Source organism: Sphaerotilus sp. (assembly GCF_034519685.1).
Classification (GTDB): domain Bacteria; phylum Pseudomonadota; class Gammaproteobacteria; order Burkholderiales; family Burkholderiaceae_C; genus Sphaerotilus.
Window position 1 is genome coordinate 147,732 of the sequence record NZ_JAXHOF010000003.1, and the last position, 22,229, is coordinate 169,960.

General features: G+C 67.7%; 16 protein-coding genes. 5 read left to right on the forward strand and 11 right to left on the reverse strand.

Annotation, left to right across the window (positions count from 1 at the left end; all coding sequences use genetic code 11):
• The first annotated feature begins 34 nt into the window (after nucleotides 1–34).
• The 4 genes from U5O44_RS04235 to U5O44_RS04250 are packed head-to-tail and all read left to right on the forward strand — an operon-like array spanning nucleotide 35 to nucleotide 5,926.
• Nucleotides 35–2,134: a type I secretion system permease/ATPase gene (locus U5O44_RS04235; protein ID WP_322587225.1), complete on the forward strand. Its 2,100-nt coding sequence runs from the start codon at nucleotides 35–37 to the stop codon at nucleotides 2,132–2,134.
• Between the two features lie 28 nt (nucleotides 2,135–2,162).
• Nucleotides 2,163–3,611 carry an HlyD family type I secretion periplasmic adaptor subunit gene (locus tag U5O44_RS04240; protein ID WP_322587226.1) on the forward strand — a complete coding sequence of 483 codons (1,449 nt, stop codon included), beginning with the start codon at nucleotides 2,163–2,165 and terminating at the stop codon, nucleotides 3,609–3,611.
• A 21-nt stretch (nucleotides 3,612–3,632) separates the two neighbouring features.
• Nucleotides 3,633–4,937: a lipopolysaccharide biosynthesis protein gene (locus U5O44_RS04245; RefSeq protein ID WP_322587227.1), complete on the forward strand. Its 1,305-nt coding sequence runs from the start codon at nucleotides 3,633–3,635 to the stop codon at nucleotides 4,935–4,937.
• Nucleotides 4,934–5,926, forward strand: a complete 993-nt coding sequence (locus U5O44_RS04250; protein ID WP_322587228.1) for a polysaccharide pyruvyl transferase family protein — start codon at nucleotides 4,934–4,936, stop codon at nucleotides 5,924–5,926. Before U5O44_RS04245 ends, U5O44_RS04250 begins: the two co-directional genes overlap by 4 nt.
• On the opposite strand, the gene U5O44_RS04255 is transcribed toward U5O44_RS04250, so the two are convergent.
• The 7 genes from U5O44_RS04255 to U5O44_RS04285 all read right to left on the reverse strand — a co-directional run bounded on the left by U5O44_RS04255 (nucleotide 5,927) and on the right by U5O44_RS04285 (nucleotide 14,613).
• Nucleotides 5,927–6,847 (reverse strand): glycosyltransferase family 2 protein, encoded by a 921-nt coding sequence (locus tag U5O44_RS04255; protein ID WP_322587229.1) that lies wholly within the window; start codon nucleotides 6,845–6,847, stop codon nucleotides 5,927–5,929.
• A 5-nt stretch (nucleotides 6,848–6,852) separates the two neighbouring features.
• Nucleotides 6,853–7,623, reverse strand: a complete 771-nt coding sequence (locus U5O44_RS04260; RefSeq protein WP_322587230.1) for a WecB/TagA/CpsF family glycosyltransferase — start codon at nucleotides 7,621–7,623, stop codon at nucleotides 6,853–6,855.
• A 38-nt stretch (nucleotides 7,624–7,661) separates the two neighbouring features.
• A complete protein-coding gene (locus U5O44_RS04265; RefSeq protein WP_322587231.1) occupies nucleotides 7,662–8,627 on the reverse strand; it encodes a glycosyltransferase in 966 nt (321 codons plus the stop codon).
• Nucleotides 8,624–9,763, reverse strand: a complete 1,140-nt coding sequence (locus U5O44_RS04270; protein ID WP_322587232.1) for a hypothetical protein — start codon at nucleotides 9,761–9,763, stop codon at nucleotides 8,624–8,626. Before U5O44_RS04270 ends, U5O44_RS04265 begins: the two co-directional genes overlap by 4 nt.
• Nucleotides 9,764–9,955: 192 nt before the next feature.
• Nucleotides 9,956–11,140 carry a PLP-dependent transferase gene (locus U5O44_RS04275; RefSeq protein ID WP_322588460.1) on the reverse strand — a complete coding sequence of 395 codons (1,185 nt, stop codon included), beginning with the start codon at nucleotides 11,138–11,140 and terminating at the stop codon, nucleotides 9,956–9,958.
• A 17-nt stretch (nucleotides 11,141–11,157) separates the two neighbouring features.
• A complete protein-coding gene (gene rimO, locus U5O44_RS04280; protein ID WP_322587233.1) occupies nucleotides 11,158–12,546 on the reverse strand; it encodes a 30S ribosomal protein S12 methylthiotransferase RimO in 1,389 nt (462 codons plus the stop codon).
• A gap of 144 nt (nucleotides 12,547–12,690) precedes the next feature.
• Nucleotides 12,691–14,613: a B12-binding domain-containing radical SAM protein gene (locus tag U5O44_RS04285; protein ID WP_322587234.1), complete on the reverse strand. Its 1,923-nt coding sequence runs from the start codon at nucleotides 14,611–14,613 to the stop codon at nucleotides 12,691–12,693.
• A 136-nt stretch (nucleotides 14,614–14,749) separates the two neighbouring features.
• Here U5O44_RS04285 and U5O44_RS04290 point away from each other — a divergent pair, with 136 nt between their 5' ends.
• Complete coding sequence (locus U5O44_RS04290) at nucleotides 14,750–16,498, forward strand: class I SAM-dependent methyltransferase family protein (RefSeq protein ID WP_322587235.1); 1,749 nt, start codon at nucleotides 14,750–14,752, stop codon at nucleotides 16,496–16,498.
• On the opposite strand, the gene U5O44_RS04295 is transcribed toward U5O44_RS04290, so the two are convergent.
• From U5O44_RS04295 to U5O44_RS04310, 4 genes are read right to left on the reverse strand one after another with little or no spacing between them, the layout of a single operon-like run.
• A complete protein-coding gene (locus tag U5O44_RS04295) occupies nucleotides 16,444–17,229 on the reverse strand; it encodes an SDR family oxidoreductase (protein WP_322587236.1) in 786 nt (261 codons plus the stop codon). The genes U5O44_RS04290 and U5O44_RS04295 overlap by 55 nt on opposite strands.
• A gap of 52 nt (nucleotides 17,230–17,281) precedes the next feature.
• A complete protein-coding gene (locus U5O44_RS04300) occupies nucleotides 17,282–17,935 on the reverse strand; it encodes a nucleoside/nucleotide kinase family protein (RefSeq protein ID WP_322587237.1) in 654 nt (217 codons plus the stop codon).
• Nucleotides 17,936–17,976: 41 nt separating this feature from the next.
• Nucleotides 17,977–21,735, reverse strand: a complete 3,759-nt coding sequence (locus tag U5O44_RS04305) for an EAL domain-containing protein (RefSeq protein ID WP_322587238.1) — start codon at nucleotides 21,733–21,735, stop codon at nucleotides 17,977–17,979.
• Entirely contained in the window at nucleotides 21,732–22,109 is a 378-nt protein-coding gene (locus tag U5O44_RS04310; protein ID WP_322587239.1) for a hypothetical protein, read from the reverse strand. Before U5O44_RS04310 ends, U5O44_RS04305 begins: the two co-directional genes overlap by 4 nt.
• Nucleotides 22,110–22,229 lie beyond the last annotated feature (120 nt).

The following is a 22,229-nucleotide window of genomic DNA, read 5'->3' on the forward strand; positions in this document are numbered from 1 at the left end:
AAACGCTCCGGAAACAACGCCCCCAGAATCCCCGATGGACACCGCGCTGGCCTGTCTGGTGATGATGGCGCGCTTTCACGGGATTGCGGCCGATCCACAGCAGATCGCGCATGAACAGGTCACCAGCGGGGCCAAGCTGACCACGGCAGACCTGCTGCTGGCCAGCCGCAAGCTGGATCTGCAGGCCAAGTCTGTGCAGATACGCGCAGACCGTCTCCCGACCACCCCGCTGCCGGCGATCGCCGTGGGCCCCTATGGCCAGTACTTCATCCTGGCCCGGGTGGAGGCAGACAAGGTGCTCATCCAGTCACCTGTGGTGGGACGCCCCGAAACCCTGACGCTGGCCGAGTTCCAGGCCCGCTGGACTGGTGAGCTGATCTTGTTCACCTCCCGCGCTTCGATCGCCGGCGAACTGGGCAAGTTCGATTTCAGCTGGTTCATCCCGGCGGTGGTCAAGTACCGGCGCTTGCTGCTGGAGGTACTGGCCGTCAGCTTCGTGCTGCAGTGCTTCGCGCTGGTCACGCCGCTGTTCTTTCAGGTGGTGATGGACAAGGTGCTGGTCCACCGCGGATTCACGACGCTGGATGTGATCGCCACCGGACTGGTCGTGGTGGTGCTGTTCGAGATCGGGCTGACGGGGCTGCGCACCTACGTCTTCGCACACACCACCAGCCGCATCGACGTCGAACTCGGCGCCCGCCTGTTCCGGCACCTACTGGCACTGCCGCTGGCCTATTTCCAGGCGCGGCGGGTCGGCGATTCGGTGGCACGGGTCCGGGAACTGGAGAACATCCGCTCCTTTCTCACCGGCAATGCGATCACGCTGGTGCTGGACCTGATGTTCTCGGTCGTGTTCCTGGCGGTGATGTGGCACTACAGCGTGTGGCTGACCGCCGTGGTGCTGGCATCGCTGCCCTGCTACATGCTGGTGTCGCTCGGGTTCACACCCACTTTGCGCGCCCGGCTGAACGAGAAGTTCAACCGCAGTGCCGAAAACCAGGCCTTCCTGGTCGAGACCATCAGCGGCATCGACACCGTGAAGGCCATGGCCGTCGAGCCGCAATGGACCCGCAAGTGGGACAACCAGCTCGCCGCCTACATTTCCGCGAGCTTCCGCACCGCCACCATCGGCACGATCGCCAACAGCGGCGTGCAGCTGATCGGCAAGCTGGTCACGGTGTCCACCATGTACCTGGGCGCCAAGCTGGTCATCGGCGGCGAGTTGAGCGTCGGGCAGCTGATCGCCTTCAACATGCTCGCCGGCCAGGTGGCCCAGCCCGTGATGCGGCTCGCGCAGCTGTGGACCGATTTCCAGCAGACCGGCATTTCGGTGGAGCGCCTGGGCGACATCCTGAACACCCGCACCGAGATCGCTGGCACCAAAGGCAGCCTGCCGCCCATCCGGGGCCAGATCGAGTTCAGCGAAGTGGTCTTCCGCTACCGGCCGGATGGGCAGGAGGTGCTGCGCAACGTCAACCTGCGCGTGGGCGCAGGTGAAGTGATCGGCATCGTGGGCCGCTCGGGCTCGGGCAAGAGCACGCTGACCAAGCTGGTGCAGCGCCTGTACGTGCCGGAACGCGGCCGTGTGCTGATCGACGGGGTGGATCTGTCGCTGGTCGACTCGACCTCGTTGCGGCGCCAGATCGGCGTGGTGCTGCAGGAGAACGTGCTGTTCAACCGCAGCATCCGCGACAACATCGCGCTGGCCGACCCCGGCGCACCGCTGGAGATGGTGATGCAGGCGGCCCGGCTGGCCGGCGCACACGAGTTCATCTCCGAGCTGACCGAGGGCTATGACACGCTGGTCGGCGAACATGGCTCGACGCTCTCGGGCGGCCAGCGCCAGCGCATCGCCATCGCCCGCGCACTGATGAACAACCCGCGCATCCTGATACTCGACGAGGCCACCAGCGCGCTCGACTACGAGAGCGAGCGGATCATCCAGCAGAACATGCGCGCCATCTGCCAGGGCCGCACCGTGATCATCATCGCGCACCGCCTGTCCGCTGTCCGCGAAGCCCATCGAATCATCGCGATGGACCGCGGCCAGATCGTCGAGGCGGGCACACACGCCGAGTTGCTCGCACGTCCGAACGGCCTGTACGCTCACCTGCACCGCATGCAGCAGAGCTGACCCGATCCAAGCCTGCCGAGGAAGTCCCATGTCCGTGATGAATCTGAAACTGCGAGGTCAGGCCCTCGCCGACCTGCTCCAGCGCTATGGCGCCGTGTTCGGCCATGCCTGGTCGCAGCGCAAGGCCATGGCGCCGACACCCCGCCTGCCACACGAGGCGCAGTTCCTGCCCGCAGCTCTGGCGCTGCAGGAAACACCCCTGTCGCCCGCACCGCGGGTGGCCATGTGGGCCATCATCAGCTTCGCCGTGCTGGCGGTGGTCTGGGCGACGGTCGGGCAGATCGACATCGTCGCCACCGCGCATGGCCGGGTGATCCCTGACGCGGGCATCAAGCTGGTCCAGCCCATCGAGACCGCCACCGTGCGGGCGATCCATGTGCGCGAGGGACAGTCGGTGCGGGCGGGAGAGCCGCTCATCGACCTGGATGCCACTGTGGCAGTGGCCGACCGGACGCGCCTGCGTGGCGAGCTGACGGATGCACGGCTGGAAGTGGCCCGCGCGCGGGCACTGCTGTCGGCGCTCGACGGCGGCAAGGCGCCGGTGCTGGGGGCCATGCAGCCGATGGCAGAGCCGGTGGGCGTGGCCCGGCAGACTGAAGCCCAGCAACTGCTCAGCAGCCTGCACCAGGAATACCTGGCCCGCCAGAGCCGGATCGACGCCGAGATGGCGCGCATCGACGCCGAAATGCAGTCCACTCAGGAGGCCGTGCGCAAGCTCGAGATGACCGTGCCGATGGCCGAGCGCCGCGCGCAGGACTTCAAGGATCTGGTCGACGAGAACTTCGTGTCCCGCCACGGCTACCTGGACCGTGAGCAAGTGCGCATCGAAAAGACCGCCGACCTTGCCACCCTGCGCAGCAGGCTCAAGGAAATCGAGGCCAGTCGGCGCGAGGCCCAACACCAGAAGCTCGAACTGCTGACCCAGACACGGCGCACCCAGCTCGATGCCATCCGCGAAGCCGGCCAGCGCGCGGCCTCGCTCGAACAGGAACTGACCAAGGCCGACACCCATGGCCGCCAGATGCAGCTCACCGCGCCCGTCGACGGCACGGTGCAGCAACTGGCGGTGCGCACTGTCGGCGGCATCGTCACCCCGGCGCAGCAACTGATGGTGGTCGTGCCGCGCAACGACACCCTGGAAGTGGAAGCCTTCATCGAGAACAAGGACATCGGATTCGTGCGGGTCGGGCAAGAGGCCGAGGTCAAGATCGAGACCTTCCAGTTCACCCGCTACGGCACGCTGCACGGCGAGATCACCTCGGTCTCCCACGATGCGATCAACGATGAGAAACGTGGACTGATCTATTCGACCCGGGTCAAGCTGAACCGCAGCAGCCTGAACATCGACGGCGTGGAGGTATCGCTGTCACCTGGCATGGCCGTCAGCGTCGAGGCCAAGATCGGTCACCGCCGCGTGATCGAGTATTTCCTGAGCCCCTTCCAGAAGACCACGTCCGAGAGCCTGCGTGAACGGTGAGACTGCGGTGCAGGTGCGCGGATGATCCGGCCATTCCTGCTGTCCCTGGGCACCTCGGTCGGCATGGCCGGTCTGGGTTTCGCGACAAACGTGGTGCTGGCGCGCATGCTGGCGCCACAGGCCCGGGGTGAGCTGGCAGCGGTCATGCTGGCGGCGATGCTGATCGCAGGTGTGGCGCAGTGGGGGCTCGGCCCGGCCTACGTCTACACGGTGCGCAGCCGGGATGTGTCGCGGCCACGGCGGCTGGCCGGCATCGGAGCCCTGCTGATCATCGCCACAGCCGCCCTGCTGAGCCTCGGCTGGCACGGAGTCCAGTTCTCGCACAACCCCGCGTCGGTTCCGCTGACGCTGCTGGCGGGTTGCGCCATTGCCCAGGCCCTGCAGTTGTACGTCAGCAGCCTGTCGCAGGCCCGCGACGGACTGCATCTGTTCAACCTGCTGCGGGCGGTACCCACCGCCTTCGTGTTTGCCGGCACGGTCACCCTCGCCATGACCGGCGGTCTCCATCCACACACCGCTGCGCTGGTCTATGCGCTGGGCTTCGGCGCAGCGGGGGCACTCTATGTGGCGGCCACCACTGTCGGCACAGCAGCACCGCACACCAATACCAATACCAGCCCGAACGAGACATCGGCCTTCCGCCTGGGCCACCACGTCCGCTACAGCCTGCAGTACCACAGCACCGTGCTGCTGGGCATGCTGGCCACCAATGTCGACAAGCTCTACCTGTCGTTCAGTGCCTCTGCCGCCAGCCTCGGGGTCTACACCGTCGCCTACGCGACCTCGCGGCTCATCAACGTGGTGCAGGAAGCCGCCGCCAACGCCCTGTTCTCCCGCTATGCAGGACGTTCGGCCGCGGGCATGTCCGACGGGGTTGCCCGCGTGTTCCGGCTGACCTTCTACCCGATGCTGCTCACCTGCGGCCTCATCGCCGGACTGTCCTGGCCCCTGTTCGGCAAGGTGTTCGGGCCAGCCTATCAGGCAGGCTGGCTGCCCTTTGTCATCCTGCTGGTCGAGTGCGTTGTCGGTGGTGCCAGCTGGCTGCTGGCACAGCGTTTTGCGGCCGCCGGACAGACCGCGACGGTCGCTGCACGACAGGTGATCTCGCTGCTGCCCGTGGCATGTGCACTGCCCTGGCTGCGACCATCCCATCTGGCCGTGGACATGGCCCTGGTGATGCTCGCCTCCTCGCTCCTTCGGCTGCTGGTCACCGTGCAGTTCCTGCACCGGCGTGCCGGCCTGCCCGTCGGCGCGCTCCTGCTGCGCCGCACCGACCTCGATTTCATGATGACCCTGCTGCCCCTGCCCCGAGGACTTCGCCCATGACCACCGACATTTCACATGGCGCCCTGATGACCTCCCTGGCCGCCCGGCACCAGGTCATCGCCGATCTGGTGGGCGGCCAGGCAGTGCAGTACGTTGACGTGCCGATGTACGCCAATGTCGGCGATCTGCTGATCATGCTCGGCACGGAGCGCTTCTTCGACAAGCAAGCACTCACGGTCTCGCGTCGCTCGGCCTACTTCAACTTCCGCGTCGAGCGTGTCGCCCCCGGCGAGGTCGTGCTGTTCCAGGGTGGCGGCAATTTCGGTGATCTCTACGAACATCCGCAATCGGTCCGCGACGCCAACATGCCGCGCTTGCACGACCACCGGGTCATCATCCTGCCGCAGTCGCTGCATTTCCAGTCAGCCGATACGTTGCGGCGTACCGCCGCGCTGTACCGGCAGCATCCGGACCTGCACATCTGCGTGCGGGATCCCGTCTCCTTCGAGACCGCACAGGCGTTCACGGACCATGTGTACCTGCTGCCCGACATGGCCCACCAGCTCTGGCCGATCGCGCGCCCTGACGACCTGGCAGTGGCCAGCCCCCCAGGACTGCCGCGCACCCTGGAATTCATGCGCACCGATGACGAGATCGCCGAGCTGCGCGGTGCGGATGCACCGCTTGACCCAGCCCTGCTCACCCGCTGCGACTGGCCACACTTCGTGGGTCGACGCGACATCGGCTACCGACAACTCTGCCGGGCCCTGCGCGTGCTGCACGCACTGCGGCTGGATGCCGACCTGTCACAGCGAGCGCTGCAGGCTTGGCGGCGCCATGTCGAGGCCCTGGTGGCGCAAGCGACCGTCCTGTTCAGCGCCCATGACCAGGTCATCACCGACCGGCTGCATGGCCACATCTTCTCTTGCCTGCTGGGCATCCCGAACCGGGTGCTCGACAACGCCTACGGCAAGAACTCGCGCTACGTCAGCACCTGGACCCAGTCCAGCCCGATCGTCGAACTGACGGTGCCGGCCATGTCCGGCTGATCAGCCGGTGAGCCGGACCAGTGCGTTGCGGGCAGTCACCCGCAACCCGCGCCGCACCAAGGGCAACAACACCCCCTTGGGCGCGCGCCGACAGCGACCGACCGCCACCAGCGTGCTGACCAGACTGCGCCAAGGTCCATTGCCACGGGCGAACAGCACCGGTGCAAGCTCCTGAGTCGACAGCTTCACCGCCACCCGCGCCAGATTGGCGGACGACACGCGCAGATGCACCGCCTCCTGAGATGCCTTGCGGGCCTGGCTGATCTGCCGCTCGTGAACCCGGTAGTGCAGCAGCGGCTCGGGCAGGTTGCACAGGCGGCCTCTCTCGGCCAGGGCAGACCAGAGCTGGTAGTCCTCGGCGTGCTGGTAGTCGGCCTCGTAGCGCAGTCCGCTGAGCAGCAGGGTCTCGCGCCGCATCATGACCGTCGGGTGGGCAAAACAGGACCAGGTCATCAGCAGAGCGCGGCAGCCCGCGTCGGACGACGGAAAGCGCAACATGCCATGCCGGTCGCCGAACTGTTTCAACGCCGTGCCACAGAGCACCAGGGACGGGTCGGCCTCGAAGGCCGCCCACTGCCGCGCCAGGCGCTCCGGCAAGGCAATGTCATCGGCATCCATGCGGGCAATGCACACACCGGTGCAGTGCGACAAGCCGAGGTTGAGGGCCGACACGATGCCGCCATTCGGCTGACGCAGCACCCGGATGCGGGCATCCTCGGCCTGCAGGCGTGCCAGGATGGCCGGGCTTTCATCCGTGGAGCCGTCGTCCACGATGACCAGTTCCAGATCGGTCAACGTCTGCGTCAGGATGGAACGAACCGCGTCTTCGAGGTGATCGGCTGCGTTGTAGACAGGCATCAGCACGGACACGGATACGGGCGCCTGCACGGCCAGTGCGGCTTGCGGAACAGCAATCGGCATGCGACCTACTTCAGATAGCGATTGACCAGTTCACGGGTCACGATCATCGGAAACTGCACCATGCCCGCCAGGTAGCGCCCCCCCAGACGCCTGGGCTCGGTCACGGCACGGTACAACCATTCCATGCGCATGCGACGTACCATCACCGGCGCACGGCGCTGACTGCCCGCCAAGAAGTCAATGGTGGCCCCGACGCACAGCGCCACCTTGGCGTTCAGTCGCTTGCGGTGCCTGAACGCAAAGATCTCCTGCTTGGGTGCGCCAAGTCCGATGACCAGCAAGTCGGGACCGGCACATTCGATGGCACCGAAGATGGCATCGCATTGCGCAGGGTCCGATTCGAACCGCATCGGTGGCGACAGACATCCCACGACGGTGACACCAGGCCACTGTGCCTCGATGCGCTGGGCGGCCACCTCGGCCACGCCGGCCGCGGCCCCCAGCAGGAACACCCGCAGCGACGGATTGCGCTGCATCGAGTCCGTCAGCAGCCAGGGCACGAAATCGCTGCCGGGGATTGTCTCGGGCACCAGCGTGCCGAACAGCGAACTCACCGACTTGATCGGCCAGCCATCGACCATCACCAGATCCGCATCGTCGTAGGCCCGCTGGAACTCGGCGTTCCGACGCAGCTTGATCACATGGTCCACATTCGGCGTGACCACATAGCGACAATATCCGGGGCGGTCCCGGGCAAGCCAGTCGCCCACGATATCCAGCGCCTCTTCGCGTGTCACCGCGTCGATGTTGATGCCAAACAGGGTGTTTTCAGACACGGCTGGATCCCAGGATTTTGAATCGGTGGATCGGTTGTTCATGGGCGCTGCGCCAGTGAAGAATAAAAAACTTCGAGCCGCTGCATCACCTGCTCGGCACTGACACCGGCGGCCCTGACCCGCTGGCGGCGAGCGCCGGGATATTCTGTGCACTGCTGGATACAGCCATGCAGAAGTCGCGCAATCGCATCGGGTGTCGCCGCCTCGGAAAAAATACCCGTCCCCGGCGTGGACGCCATCAGGTCCCGGACATCGCCGACATCAGAGCTGACCACGGCAATATCGCAGGCCAGGGCTTCCTTCACGACTTGGGGGGAGCCTTCGCTGATGGAGGTGAGCAACAGCGCCGAACTGGTCTGCATCGCCCTCAATACCTGCTCACGGGTCAGCTTGTGCAGCACCACGACCTCCACGGGGCCGAACAGGTGCTGATAGGCAGCGATGGCCGACTGGAAAAGCCCATGGTTCTTCACCGCACGGTGAGGGTCACCAGGAAAGATGACCTTGACTGGCAGGGGACTGGAGCGGGCGATCGCCGGCTGGAAGAAACGATCATCCACGCCACAAGGCAGGATCTCCACCCGCCGGGCATGCGGACGGGCTGCCTGCGCCATCTCTTCGCTGACACACAGCACCAAGCCCGCATGCGCGATGCAGCGCCGCGTGATGGCCACCTGCACATGGCGCCCCTGGGCGGGAAGAATGTCGCCCCCGTGCAGGGTCACGATCACCTTCTTCTTGAAAGAGACCGGCAGCAGGGGAATGAACGCAGCCGTCAATCCGTAATGCACATGCACCACGTCGTGCCGACCCAGCAGACAGGTCTTCCAAGCGCGGAAAAATCCCCAGACATAATGCAGGAATCCGCGAAAACCTTCGATCACCAAAACCTCGACGGTATTGTGATCCACAAGACAATCGACCTGCTCCTTGACGAAGATACCGACGTACGGATATCTTTCGTCATGCCCGGGATACATGTTGGTGACGACAAGAATTCTCACCGTGCACTCCGGTAGGCCATGACCAGGAAGGAGGCATTGATCACAAGGGAAGACATCAGATAGAAAGAATATATATTATTCTCGAACATCAGCCGAAACACCACGATCGGGACCAGCCCGATCAATTCCGGGTGGTGGAGGACAAACCGGGTGGAGCGCAACAGGACATATGTCAACACCCCGATCCCGACCAAGCCGAAGTCCACCAGCGTCAGAATGAAGTCATTGTGCGGCATGTATCCATTCCAAATACTCTGGTAGCCACTGAAGCCAGCTCCGAAAATAATATCAAACATCGGGGAAGAGGCGACATGCGAGAGAAATACCACATAGGCATAGATACGCCACGTGAGAGAGCTGCTATATTCAGGGCCAAAATCGTAGAGCGAATAACCACTGCGGGCCGCCAGGAACAGGGTATTCCAGCCGAAATCGGTAAAGAAAGAAAACGGGGAAAAAATCTTGACGTGCAGTTCAGGGTTGGCAAAGCGCAGCACAGACTCCGAGGCCACGACCAGCAGCACAGACATCAGCACGGTCCTGATCAGCGCGGCGGAACTGATGCGGCTGAAATTCACCAGCAGCAGCAACGACAGCACCCCCGTGCCGGTCGAGGTGGAAGCCCAGGCCAGCACGATCAGGATCAGCCGGTAGGTCCAGCTGAAGCCAGTGCGTGACTCGACCACAAACAGCAGTGGCACGGCCGACAGGATGTAGCTGCCGAAGAGATTGGCATGTTCAAACGGCTGGAACTCGCGTTCGCCGTACAGGCCCGCGGCCATCGACCGCAGGATGCACACCGCAGAGAACAGCAAGTTCGCCCACAGCAGCGTCGTGGCGGAGGCCAGGATATGTTCGGTTGGATGGTGCTTCAGGTACAGGGGAATGGCCACCGCCAGCAGTGCGAGGCCCAGGTACTTGACAGCCTGATCGGTCGAGCCGCTCTGCAGGTAGGCCATCAAGGTGACGACCAGGAAGGCGACCAGCGCGCGCATGGCACCAGGGTTGTCGATAGCGACAACCCTGGTTCTGACAACGATGAATAGACTGACAAGGAGGCACAGCACAAAAGCTGCACCTCGCTGAGCGGACAGAAAGTCCAGCGCCAGCTTCATCAGCAAGAGCACATTCAGCATGCGATCCCCCGCCCGCGAGATGCTTTTGTGTAGGTGTCCGACGCAAACTGCCTGACCAGCGGCTGAAACTGGTCAAACGCGAACCGCAGTAGACCTGCAACCCCACCTCAAGCGCAGCGCAGCGCACAGGAAATGCCTGAAAAACGCCACTTTTCCAGTCTTTATTGACGATTTGCGCAACAGCAGGTGCCGCTAACCCGCAACACTGGTCAGCGCCTGGGCCAGATCCCCCACCAGATCCTCCACCGCCTCCAGCCCGATGCACAGCCGCACCAGCGTGCCGCGGTACGGCGTCGCCAGCGAGCGCATCGCCTTCGGCTGGTAGGGCACCGCCAGGCTCACCGGCCCGCCCCACGACCAGCCGATGCGAAACAGCCGCAGCGCGTCGACAAACGCATCGACCTGCGCGACGCTGTAGCGGGGATCGAACTCGACCGTGACCAGCCCGGCCGCCGCCGAGCACAACCCCGCCCAATGTGCATGCCCGGGTGAATCGGCCAGCGCCGGGTGCAGCACCCGCACGAACTCGGCCCGCCCCGCGCACCACTCGGCGATGCGCCGCCCCGCCGCGTCCTGTGCCGCGTAGCGCAGCGCCAGCGACGGCAGGCCGCGCAGCAGCGCCTCCACATCGTTCGCGCCGACACCCAGCCCAAGCCGGCTGTGGCACCACGCCAGCCGCTGGTGCAGCGCATCGTCCCGGCAGGCCACCGAGCCCATCAGCACGTCCGCGCCGCCGGACGGGTACTTGGTCAGCGCATGCACCGTCACGTCCACCGCCTGCCCCTCGCCGAGGTCGAAGGCGTTGAACGCGATCCCCGCGCCCCAGGTGTTGTCGAGTGCGACCACCGCCTGCGGCGCGTGCGCCCTCGTCTCGCGCACCAGCGTGCGCAGGTCCGGGAACTCCAGCGTCACCGAGCCCGGCGCCTCCAGCCAGACCAGCTTGGTCTTCTCGGTCAGCGCCGCCACCAGCGAGGCCGGGTCCATCGGGTCGTACAGCCGGTAGGCGATGCCCCACTGCTTCAGCTCATGCGCGGCAAAGCTGCGGCTCGGGCCGTAGACGTTGTCCGGCAGCAGCACCTCGTCCCCTGCCGACAGCAGCGCCATGTCCACCAGCGTGATCGCCGACAGACCGCTCGGGGCGAGCAGGACGTGCCTGGCGCCTTCGAGCGTGGCCAGGCGCGCCTCCAGCGTGAAGGTGGTCGGCGTGCCGTGCAGGCCGTAGGTGTAGCCGCTCTTGTCGTCCCAGCGGCGCGTGCGCATCGCCGCGACGTTCGGGAAGAACACCGTCGACGCCTTGAACACCCCCGGCGGCAGCGCCTCGAACTCGGCCGGCGCGGTGTAGGGATGCTGAATCAGGCCCGTCGTCAGCCGATCCACCGGGCTGCTGCCCTGGCTCACAGCAGTTCACCCACCAGGTCGTGGCCCGAGGTGCCGACGATGCGCACCCGCGCGAAGTCGCCGACCTTCATCGTCTTCGACGCCTTGGTCGGCGGCAGGATCTTCACCGTGCCGTCGATCTCCGGCGCGTCGGCATAGGTGCGCGCCACGCCGCCCTTCTTGCCCATCGAGGGCGCGCTGTCCACCAGCACCTGCATCGACGCACCGATGCGCCGCTGCAGCTTGGCGGTGGACACCGCTTCGGCCACGGCCATGAAGCGGGCGCGGCGCTCCTCGCGCACGGCGTCCGGCAGCGCGCCGTCCAGCGCATTGGCCGGCGCGCCCTCGATCGGCGAGTAGGCGAAGCAGCCGGCGCGGTCGATCTGCGCTTCCTTCAGGAAGTCGAGCAGGTACTCGAACTCGGCTTCGGTCTCACCGGGGAAACCGGCGATGAAGGTCGAGCGCACGACGATGTCCGGGCAGGTCTCGCGCCACTTCAGCAGCCGCTCCAGGTTGCGCTCGCCGCTGGCGGGGCGCTTCATGCGCTTGAGCACGTCCGGGTGCGCGTGCTGGAACGGCACGTCCAGGTAGGGCAGCACCAGCCCCTCGGCCATCAGCGGCAGGACTTCGTCGACGTGCGGGTACGGGTAGACATAGTGCAGGCGGACCCAGGCGCCGTGCTGCTTGGCGAGTTCGCCCAGTTGCGCGACGAGGTCGAGCATCTTGGTCTTCACCGGCTTGCCGTCCCAGAACCCGGTGCGGTACTTGACATCGACGCCGTAGGCGGACGTGTCCTGGCTGATGACCAGCAGCTCCTTCACGCCGCCCTCGAACAGCGCCCGCGCCTCGTTCAGCACATCGCCGATCGGCCGCGAGACGAGGTCGCCGCGCATCGACGGGATGATGCAGAACGAGCAGCGGTGGTTGCAGCCCTCGCTGATCTTCAGGTAGGCGTAGTGCTTGGGCGTGAGCTTGATGCCCGCCGCCGGCACGAGGTCGATGAAGGGATCGTGCGGCTTGGGGACGTGCAGGTGGACAGCGTCCATCACTTCCTGCGTCGCGTGCGGGCCGGTGACGGCGAGCACGCTGGGGTGCATCTGGCGCACGAGGTTGCCGCCGCTGTCGCCGGTCTTGGCGCCCAGACAGCCGGTGACGATCACCTTGCCATTGGCGGCCAGCGCCTCGCCGATGGTGTCCAGGCTCTCCTTCACCGCGTCGTCGATGAAGCCGCAGGTGTTGACGATCACCAGGTCCGCGCCCTGGAAGGTCTTGCTGGTGGCGTAGCCCTCGGCGCTGAGCTGGGTCAGGATCAGCTCGGAGTCCGTCAGCGCCTTGGGGCAGCCGAGGCTCACGAACCCGATGCGCGGAGCGTTCGCGGCGGTCAGTGTGGTGTTCGATTCATTCATGGGTGTGCATTGTGCCTACCTGCGGACTGCCTCCGCAGCGCCTCGTAGAGCTGCGCAGGCCCGAGCAGGATGTCGCGCAGGCCCTCCCGCTGAGGTGTCCTGTCAACAGTGGACAGGACACCTCAAGCGCCGCACATTTTCACATCAGGCCCGCACCGCCAACGCCTTCCCGATCCGATTCCGCCCCACCGTCGTCTTCGGCACCTTCCCCTTCAGATGCCCGAACCACGCCCGCACGTCCTCGTCCAGCCCGATGCCGTGCATGTAGTTGTAGAGCGCCTTCTTCAGCCCCTGCCCCAGCGCGTCGTGGTCGGTGCCGGTCGGGTCGATGAAGCCGACGTCGTTCTGCGCGAACGTCACCGGCGGCAGCGGGCGCAGCGTCACGCCGTACTCCGCCGGGTTCAGCCCCACGGGGGAATGCACCGTGCAGGCGAAGCGGTGGAAGAAGCCGCTCTGGATGCAGCCGTGCTCGAACAACTGGCGCACGTATTCCAGCGCATCGACCGTGTCCTGCACCGTCTGCGTCGGGAAGCCGTACATCAGGTAGGCGTGGACGAGGATGCCCGCGTCGCTGAAGCCCTTGGTGACCCGCGCCACCTGATCGACCGAGACGCCCTTCTTCATCAGCGTCAGCAGCCGGTCGGACGCCACCTCCAGCCCGCCCGACATCGCGATGCAGCCGCTTTCGGCCAGCTCCTGGCACAGCTCGGGGGTGAAGGTCTTCTCGAAGCGGATGTTGCCCCACCACGAGATCTGCGTGCCACGGCGCTGCAGCTCGGCGGCGAGCGACTTCAGCGCCTTGGGCGGCGCGGCCTCGTCGACGAAGTGGAAGCCGGTCTGGTCGGTCTCGGCGACGATGGCCTCGATGCGGTCCACCAGCGTGGCGGCGGTGGCCGTCTCGTAGCGCGAGATGTAGTCCAGGCTCACGTCGCAGAAACTGCACTTCTTCCAGTAGCAGCCGTGCGCCACCGTCAGCTTGTTCCAGCGCCCGTCGCTCCACAGCCGGTTCATCGGGTTGAGCATGTCGAGCAGCGACAGGTATTTTTCCAGCGGCAGCCCATCCCACGTCGGCGTGCCGACCTCGGCGAACGGCACGTCGGGCTCGACGAAGTTGACATAGCGCACCAGCCCGCTGTCCGCGTCCCGCACGAAGGTGCGCACAAGGCGCTGGCGCGAGCGTTTGCCGTTCAGGTGTTCCAGCAGCGCCAGCAGCGGGCGCTCGCCGGAATCCAGCGTCACATAGTCGATGTGGTCGAACACGCGCGGCTCGGCCAGTTCGCGCAGCTCGGTGTTGACAAAGCCACCGCCCAGCGCCACGACGATCGTCGGATCGACCGCCTTGACCGCCTGCGCGATGCGGAACGCCGCATACACCGCCCCCGGAAACGGCACCGACAGCAGCACCAGCCGCGGCCGGTGCCGCTCGACCACCGCCCGGGTCAGCTCGGTCAGCACCTCGTCCATCAGGTTCGGCGCCGCCGCGAGCGCCTCGGCCAGCGGCTCGAAGGTCGGCTGGCTGGTGGCGAGCGACTCGGCGTAGCGCACGAACTCGAAGCGCGGATCGACCGCATCCCGCAGCACGTCGGCGAGGTCGTTCAGGTAGAGCGTGGCGAGATGGCGCGCCTTGTCCTGCAACCCAAGCGCCCCGAAAGCCCAGGCCAGCGGATCGCCGCCGTCCTCGTCCACATAGACATCGAGCGTGCGGAAGCGCGGCCCCTCGGGCAGGAAGGCGCGGCTGTTGATGCGGTGCGCCAGCGTCGTGTCACGGCCCTGCAGGAAGGCGATGACGCGGTCGATGGTCGCCACGTAGCGGTCGAACTGCGCCATGAAGCTCTGCACCGGCTCGGTCGGGCGCTTGGGTGGCGACGCTTCGAGACGACGGCGGATCTCCAGCAGCCCGTCCCGCGACAGCAGCCGCAGCACCAGCGCCAGCGCCAGGTCTTCCTGCACCGCGTCCACGCCGCGCGAGCGCAGGAAGCCGGTGAGGTAGGCGGTGGAGGGGTACGGGGTGTTGAGCTGGGTCATCGGGGGGATGACGGACAGCACGCGCAAGGGGGTATCGGACATGGCGCGGCTCGCGGAGCAAGCAGACGACTGGGGGCGCACATTCTGCCAGTCGGGCCTCGGATATCGCCCGATCAGGCCAAGCCCGGTGGTGGCAAGCTCACCGCAGACGACAGCCTGGTCCTTCCGAGTTCGCGCCATGACCACCACCGACGCCGCCGACCCGACCGACACGCCCCCGGACGCCCCGACCCGCACCGATGCCTGGTACCGATCCGAATCCGGCTTCCAGAGCGCGGACCACACACGCCTGTACTACCGCTGCCGGCAACCCCTCGACACCCGCCGCACCCCGGCCTCGCCGCCGCTGCGGGTGCTGGTCTTCCTGCACGATGACCACCAGCACTCCGGCCACCTGCAAGCCCTCGCGGACGAACTCCTTGGCTTCCAGGACTGGTCCTTCGCCTGGGACGCCCGGGGCCACGGCCATTCGCCCGGCGACCACGACGCCACGGCCGACATCGACCGGCTGGTCCAGGATTTCCACCACTTCACCCGCCATCTCCGCCAGACCCTCGGCCTGTCGACCGAGGACATGGTCGTCGTCGCGCATGGCCTGGGTGCGCTGGTGGCGGCCACCTGGGTCCATGACCACGCACCCTGCCTGCGCGGACTCGTGCTGGCAGCCGCGGCCTTCCAGCCCAAGGCCTGGCCGGCCCGCTTCACCGCCTTGGCTCGGCAGCGGGCCACCACGGCGCGGCGGATCGTCGCCAACGCCGCGGCGATCGACGTGCCGACGCTGGTGCTGGTGGCGGGCGAGGACTCGGTCGTCCACCCGGCGGCGCAGCTGCAGTTCTTCGACCACCTCGGTGCGCGCCAGAAACGGCTCGTCCAGCTCCCGCACAGCGACCACGAGGTCTTCCACGGACCCGAAGCACCGCGGGAGGAAGCGCTCCGGGAGACCTGGCGCTTCATCCACGATTGCTACGGGCAGCCGATGGCCACGCGCGAGGACCGTCTGGACGGCGACCGCAACAGCCGCAGCGCCACCCAGTTCCAGCACCTGCAGCGGGACACACTCGGCTCCAGCCCTGCGCGCCTGGGACATGCGCTGCAGCGGCACCTGCTGCACGCGCTGGGACCGTACAGCGATGGACTGCGGGCCGGACTGGCCTACGGATTCGATGCGGGCGTGACACAGGACCATGTCTACCGCCGCGAGGCCAGCGGGCGGGCCTGGTTCGGCCGGTGGCTCGACCAACGCTATCTGCATTCGCCGGGATCACGCGCCCTGCAACAGCGCCAGCAGCATCTGCAGCATGTGCTGACCGAGCTGATCGCGACCCACCCGGGCAGCCTGATGCCACGTGTCCTGGACGTGGCCGCCGGCGGCGGGCGCTACCTGCTGGAGACCGCCAAGCGCTTCCAGGACCGCCCGATGCGGATCACGCTACGGGACCAGGACCAGGCCAGCCTCGATGCAGCGGCACGGCTGGTGGACACCCTGGCGCTGAACCACACGGTCGAATACCAGTGCCGCGATGCCCTCTCGCCGGACAGCTACCCCGTCGACGAGCCGCTGCAGGACATCGTGGTCGTGTCAGGCTTGTTCGAGCTGGTCAGCGAGAACGCGCCGGTGCTGGCCGCGCTGCAGGGCATCCAGCGGCAGCTCCACCCTGGCGGTCACCTCGTCTACACCGGGCTACCCTGGCACCCCGACTGGCTGCGCCAAGCCCGGATCCTGAACGACCGGCGCGGCGAGCCGCTGCAGATGCGCCTGCGCCCCCAGGTGGAACTCGACGCGCTGGTGGCCAGCATCGACTGCCGCAAGGTGCTCGGCCTGATCGGGCCGGACGGCGTTCACACGGTGTCAGTGGCCCGGTTCGAGCCGGATCACACCGCCCCGATCATCCCGCCATCGACCCGCACCACCGACCCGGTGACATAGGACGCCCGCGCGCTCGCCAGGAACGCCACCACGTCGGCGTATTCCTGCACGTCGCCCACGCGCCCCATCGGAATCGACGCGGCGCTGTCGGCCTGGATCTGCGCGACATCCTTGCCTTGCCGCTGTGCAGCCTGTTCGTCGAGGAACTGGATGCGGTCGGTGGCGATGCGGCCGGGGACGACGATGTTGGCGGTGATGCCGTCACGCGCGACTTCACGCGCCAGCGTCTTCGACCAGCCCACCAGCGACAGCCGCAGCGCATTCGACATCGCCAGGTTCGCGATCGGCGCGACCACGCCCGACGAGGTGCTGGTGACGATGCGGCCCCAGCCGCGTGCCTTCATGCCGGGGAGCACGCGGTCGGTCACCGCGATCACGCTCAGCACCATCGCCTGGAACTGCGCCAGCCAGCGCTCGGGCGGCTGGCCGGCGGCGGTGCTCGGCGGCGGGCCGCCGGTGTTGTTGACCAGGATGTCGACCGGGCCGAAGCGGGCTTCGACTTCGGCGATGCGCGGCTCGATCTGCGCCAAGTCGGCCAGATCCCAAGGCAGCGCCAGCGCCTGCCCGCCGGCCGCCTCGATCTCGGCCACCAGCGCGGCCAGCCGGTCCACCCGCCGCGCCGCCACGGCCACGCGGCAGCCTTCGGCCGCCAGCGTGCGGGCAATCGCGGCGCCCAGGCCACTGCTGGCGCCCAGCACGAGCGCGGTCTTGTTCGTCAATCCAAGGTCCATCGAAAGCTCCAGTCCAGTCCAGTTCAGTGCGTTGTCCAGTGCGTCGCAGGAATCACCACGGGATGATGCGGTCGGCCCGCGCCCGGGTCGCCTCGATCAGCCGGGCGTTCGGCTCATCGGTCGATTCCACCCAGGCGCGTGCAGCCTCGGGCGTGCGGCCGAACTGCACATGGCGGGCGATCAGCCGCGCCAGCCGCAGCGCCGGGTCCACGTCCACGTACCACGCCTCGTCCAGCAGCGCCCGCACCTGCCCCCAGGCGCCCAGGCGCGGATCGTCGAGCAGCAGGTAGTTGCCTTCGACGATCACCAGCCGCGTCGCGGGAAACACCGGGATCGCCCCGGCCACCGGCTCCTCGATCTCGCGGCGAAACTCGGGCGCCAGCACTGTCTCGTCTGCTGGCTGGTCACGCAGCCGGCGCAGCAGGGACACGAAACCGGCGCTGTCGAACGTGTCCGGTGCGCCCTTGCGCGCGGCGCGGCCGAGGCGGGCGAGTTCGACATTGGCGAGGTGGTAGCCGTCCATCGGCACGACCTGCGCCGTGCCGGGGTGGCGCGCCTCCCAGGCGGCGAGCAGCGCAGCGGCGAAGGTGGACTTGCCGGCACCAGGCGACCCGATCAGGCCCAGCAGCATGCGGGGCCGACCGTCGGCCAGCCGCGATGCGAGAAGTTCGAGACAGGAGGCGGGGACAGTGGCGAGGACTTGCATGCCGCGATTGTCCGCCAGCCGGGCGTCCGGCGACTGCCGTGTCAAAGCACCTCGGCCCGCTTGTCCCACTGTCGGATCCACTCCGGCAAGGCCTCGGCCGGCATGGGCCGCCCGATGAAATACCCCTGCGCTGTGTCGCAGCCGGCGTCGCGCACGAAGTCCCAGTCGGCACGGGTCTCGACGCCTTCGGCCACGGCGGTCATGTCGAGCTGGTGGGCCAGCTCCAGGCTGGCGATGAAGAGGGCACGCTGGGTCGCCTGCTCGCGGTTGCCGTGGACAAAGCCACGGTCGATCTTCAACTCGTCGAAGGGCATGTCGCGCAGCTGTGCCAGCGAGGAATGCCCGGTGCCGAAGTCGTCGATCGACAGGCCGATGTGCTTCAGGCGCAGCCGGGTGAGGATGTCCATCGGCGCCCGCAGGTCGCGCATCAGCCGCGACTCGGTGACTTCCAGCATCAGGTCGGTCGGCGCGACACCGTGGTGCGCCACTTCGCGCAGCACGAATTCCGGGAAGTCCAGCCGCGCCAGGTTGTCCATCGACACATTGACCGCCACCCGCAGCGCCATGCCCGCGTCGCGCCAGCGCCGCGCCTGGGCCAGCGCCTGCGACAGCACGGTGCGCGTGAGCGCGTCGATCTGGCCGCTGGCCTCGGCCACCGCGATGAAGCTATCCGGGTAGAGCAGCCCCTCGACCGGATGGCGCCAGCGCACCAAGGCCTCCACGCCGACCAGCGCCTTGTCCACCAGCGAAACCTTCGGCTGGTAGTACAGGACAAACTGCCGGGCCCGCATCGCGCGCTCGATCTCGTCCGGCGACCGCGTGCGCGCCGCATGCTGCACCCGCTCGGGCACGAAGCCTCCGCGCCAGAGGGCCACCAGATCGCCCAGGACCGCCGAGGGCACCGGCTTGTGCAGGTGGCTGACGACATGGAGCTGGTAGGCACTGGCGAGCTTGGCCGCCGTTTCCAGCACGCGGTGGTCCGCGCCGCTGACCAGCGCAAGCGTGCCCTGGAACTGCAGCTCGGCCAGGTGGCGCATGAACTCGACCCCGTCCATGTCCGGCATGTTCAGGTCGAGCAGCAGCAGCATGGCGGAGGTGTCCCGCCCGCGCAGCCGCTGCAGGGCGACCACGCCGGAGCTGCAAGCCTGCACGGTGTCCACCCCCAGCGCGGCCAGTTGCCGCTGCAGCACCTGGAGCTGGAAGGTATCGTCATCCACCAGCATCAGCGTCGGCGTCGGCTCGGCACTGGCCGGCAGCTCCAGCCCGCCCAGCGCACCCTGGCGACCTTCCAGACGGGCCAGCAGCGCGGCGAGGTCGTGCTCGAAACGCTGCAGCCAGGCGTGGACCGCCACCCCGTCGCCGGCCGCACCCGCCTGTTCCAGCCCGGCACAGGAGCTGCCCATCGCCATGGCACCCATGGCACGGGCCGAGGACTTGAGCCGGTGGCCCAGGGCGCCGGCCTGCGTCCAGTCCGAGCGCCCGGCGGCCGTCCGCAGCACCTGGGCGGTGGCGCGGGTCGAGACCAGGAAGTCACGCTGAAAGAGGTCCAGCTGGACCGGGTCATCGCCGATGAGCCGGGCCAGCGCGGTCTCGTCGAAGACGGGCAGCGCAGCCGCTTCGGCGGGCATCGGAGTGTCCGCCCAGGGCGGGGACACGGCGGGCGCCAGCCAGCGCGCCAGCGTGGCACCGAGCTGGTCGAGCTGCACCGGCTTGCTCAGGTAATCGTCCATGCCAGCCAGGCGACAGCGGTCGGCCTCGCCGCTCAGGGCATTGGCCGTCAGCGCCACGATGGGCAGGCGCCGCCCCGGTGGCTCCTCCCGGCGCAGGGTGCTGGCCAGTTCATAGCCATCCATCCCGGGCATGTGCAGGTCGGTCAGCAGCAAGGCAAAGCGCCCGCTGCGGGCCCGCTCCAGCGCATCCAGCCCGTTGTCGGCGACTTCGACCGCCAGGCCGAGCAAGGCCAGCTGGCGCCGGATGACCTTCTGGTTGATGTCGTTGTCCTCCGCCACGAGCACCAGACGCCCCTGCAAGGTGGCTTCGATGTGGCCAGCGGGTTTCTGGCGGTCCAGCGGCAGACCGCTGGCCAGATCGAGCGGATCCGGCGCACAGCGTCCAGCCGCCAGCGCCACGGCCTTGAACAGCGCCGCGCGGTGGAGCGCGCCCCGGTCGAGGACCACCTGCCCAGACCCGATCACACGCGGACTGCGGCGCTGCCCCGGCGTGAGCCAGACCCAGTGCGTCGCGGGCAGGTCCAGCTCGCGGCGCAGGTGCTCCAGTGCGGCATCCAGCGGGTCGCGGAACTGCTCCGTCTGCCACAGCACGACATGGGGCCGCGTCTCCCGTATACCCGTCAGGGTGCGTCGCAGGGCCTGCGGATCGGCCCAGGCCTGGACCTGGGCCCCGGCGCTGGCAAGGTAGGCACACCAGTCGCGGGCCTGCACGGCATCGGCGAGCACGACATGGCACACCAGGCCTGACAGGTCGCTGGCGGGCTCCGCAGGCGCGGGCGACGGCGCGGACACGCAGCGGCGCAGCGGCAGGGACACCGCAAAGTCGGCGCCCTGCCCCGGCGTGCTCTGCACGCTGATCTCGCCACCGAACGCCCGCACCAGGCGGCGGCAGATGGACAGGCCCAGGCCAGTGCCGCCGTAGCGGCGCGAGGTGCTGCCTTCGGCCTGCTCAAAGGGATCGAAGACACGGGCCTGCGCGGCCAGCGACAAGCCGATGCCGTTGTCGCGCACCAGCAGCTGCAGCCGGTCCGTGCCCACGGCGTCCACCCGGACCCGCACCCGGCCTTCGCGCTCCAGTCCAGCCGAGAACTTGATGGCATTGCTCAGCAGGTTGTTGAGGATCTGGCGCAGCCGCACCGCGTCACCGCTGATCCATTCCGGCAGCGCAGGATCGACGAACACCTCCAGCGCCACCCGCCGTCCGCAGGCCACCGGCTGCAGCGCGTCGCACACGCCCTCCACCAGCCGCAACAGCGCCACCGGCTCCGACTCCAGCACCAGATGCCCGGCCTCGATCTTCGAGAAGTCGAGGATGTCATCGAGGATGCCCAGCAGCGCGAAGGCCGAGTCGCGGATCGTGTCGGCCAGGTCGGCCTGGTAGGGCGTCAGGCTCGACTGGCGCAGCACGTCGACGATGCCGACGACCCCGTTCATCGGCGTGCGGATCTCGTGGCTCATCGTGGCCAGGAAGTTGCTTTTGGCCAAGCAGGCCGCCTCGGCGGCCTGCTTGGCCAGCGCCAGCTCCGCCGTGCGGGCGCAGACGCGGGCCTCCAGATGCTGCAGGTGCAGGTCCAGCGCCTGGGACTGGCGCCAGATCGCCATCCAGTGGGTGGCTGCGCGGCCGAGGTCGGCCAGCAGGCCACGCTGGGCGTCCGTGAGCTGGCGGGGCTGCCGATCGATGACGCAGAGCGTGCCGATCTGGTGTCCGTCCAGCCCGATGGGCACACCGGCGTAGAAGCGGATGTGCGGGTCGCCCAGCACCAGCGGGTTGTCGGCGAACCGCGGATCGCCCACGGCATCCGGCACCTCGAACAGCGTGTCGCCCAGGATGGCATGGCCGCAGAACGACGGTACGCGCGGCGTCTGCGCCACCGCCAGCCCGTAGGCGGCCTTGAACCACTGGCGGTCCGTGTCCACCAGGCTGACGAGGGAAATCGGACAGCCCAGCGCCAGCGCTGCGCTGCGCACGAGACCGTCCAGCACCGGATCTGGCGGCGTGTCCAGCACGTTCAGACCATGCAGGGTCTGCAGGCGCTCGGCATCATTCAGTGGTTTCGGGGCGGGAATCATGCGGGGTCATCAGTCGGGGTAGGCGAAGCGGCGTCGAGGTCGCTCCGCGGCAGCGGGCGGGACTGCCACCAGCGCTGCAGACAGGCCCCCAGGGCTTTCCAGTCCAGCACGGACGGATGCCCGGACACGGTGCGGGCCAGATCGTCGAACAGCATCACCGTGGTGAGAGGCGAGACACGGGCCAGATGCCGCACCACGATCGGCGCAAAGGCATCGTCCACCGCGAAGTCCAGCAGCAGCAGCTCGGCCGGCCGGCGCGCCGAGCGCAGCAGCGCATCCACCACAGTGTCAGCACGCTCGACCTGCAGGTCACCCGGCAACCGGGCCACGGCGGCGTGCACCTGTGCGCAGCGGTGATCCGTTGCAGCGACCACCAGCACCCGACATGGCGGAGCAGGCGACAGCGGCTCGGGAAGACGATCGGATCGGGACAGGGGCGGCAGCACACCAGGACTCCCGCCGGCACCAGCGCCAGCGTGGCCGCGACTCTAGGG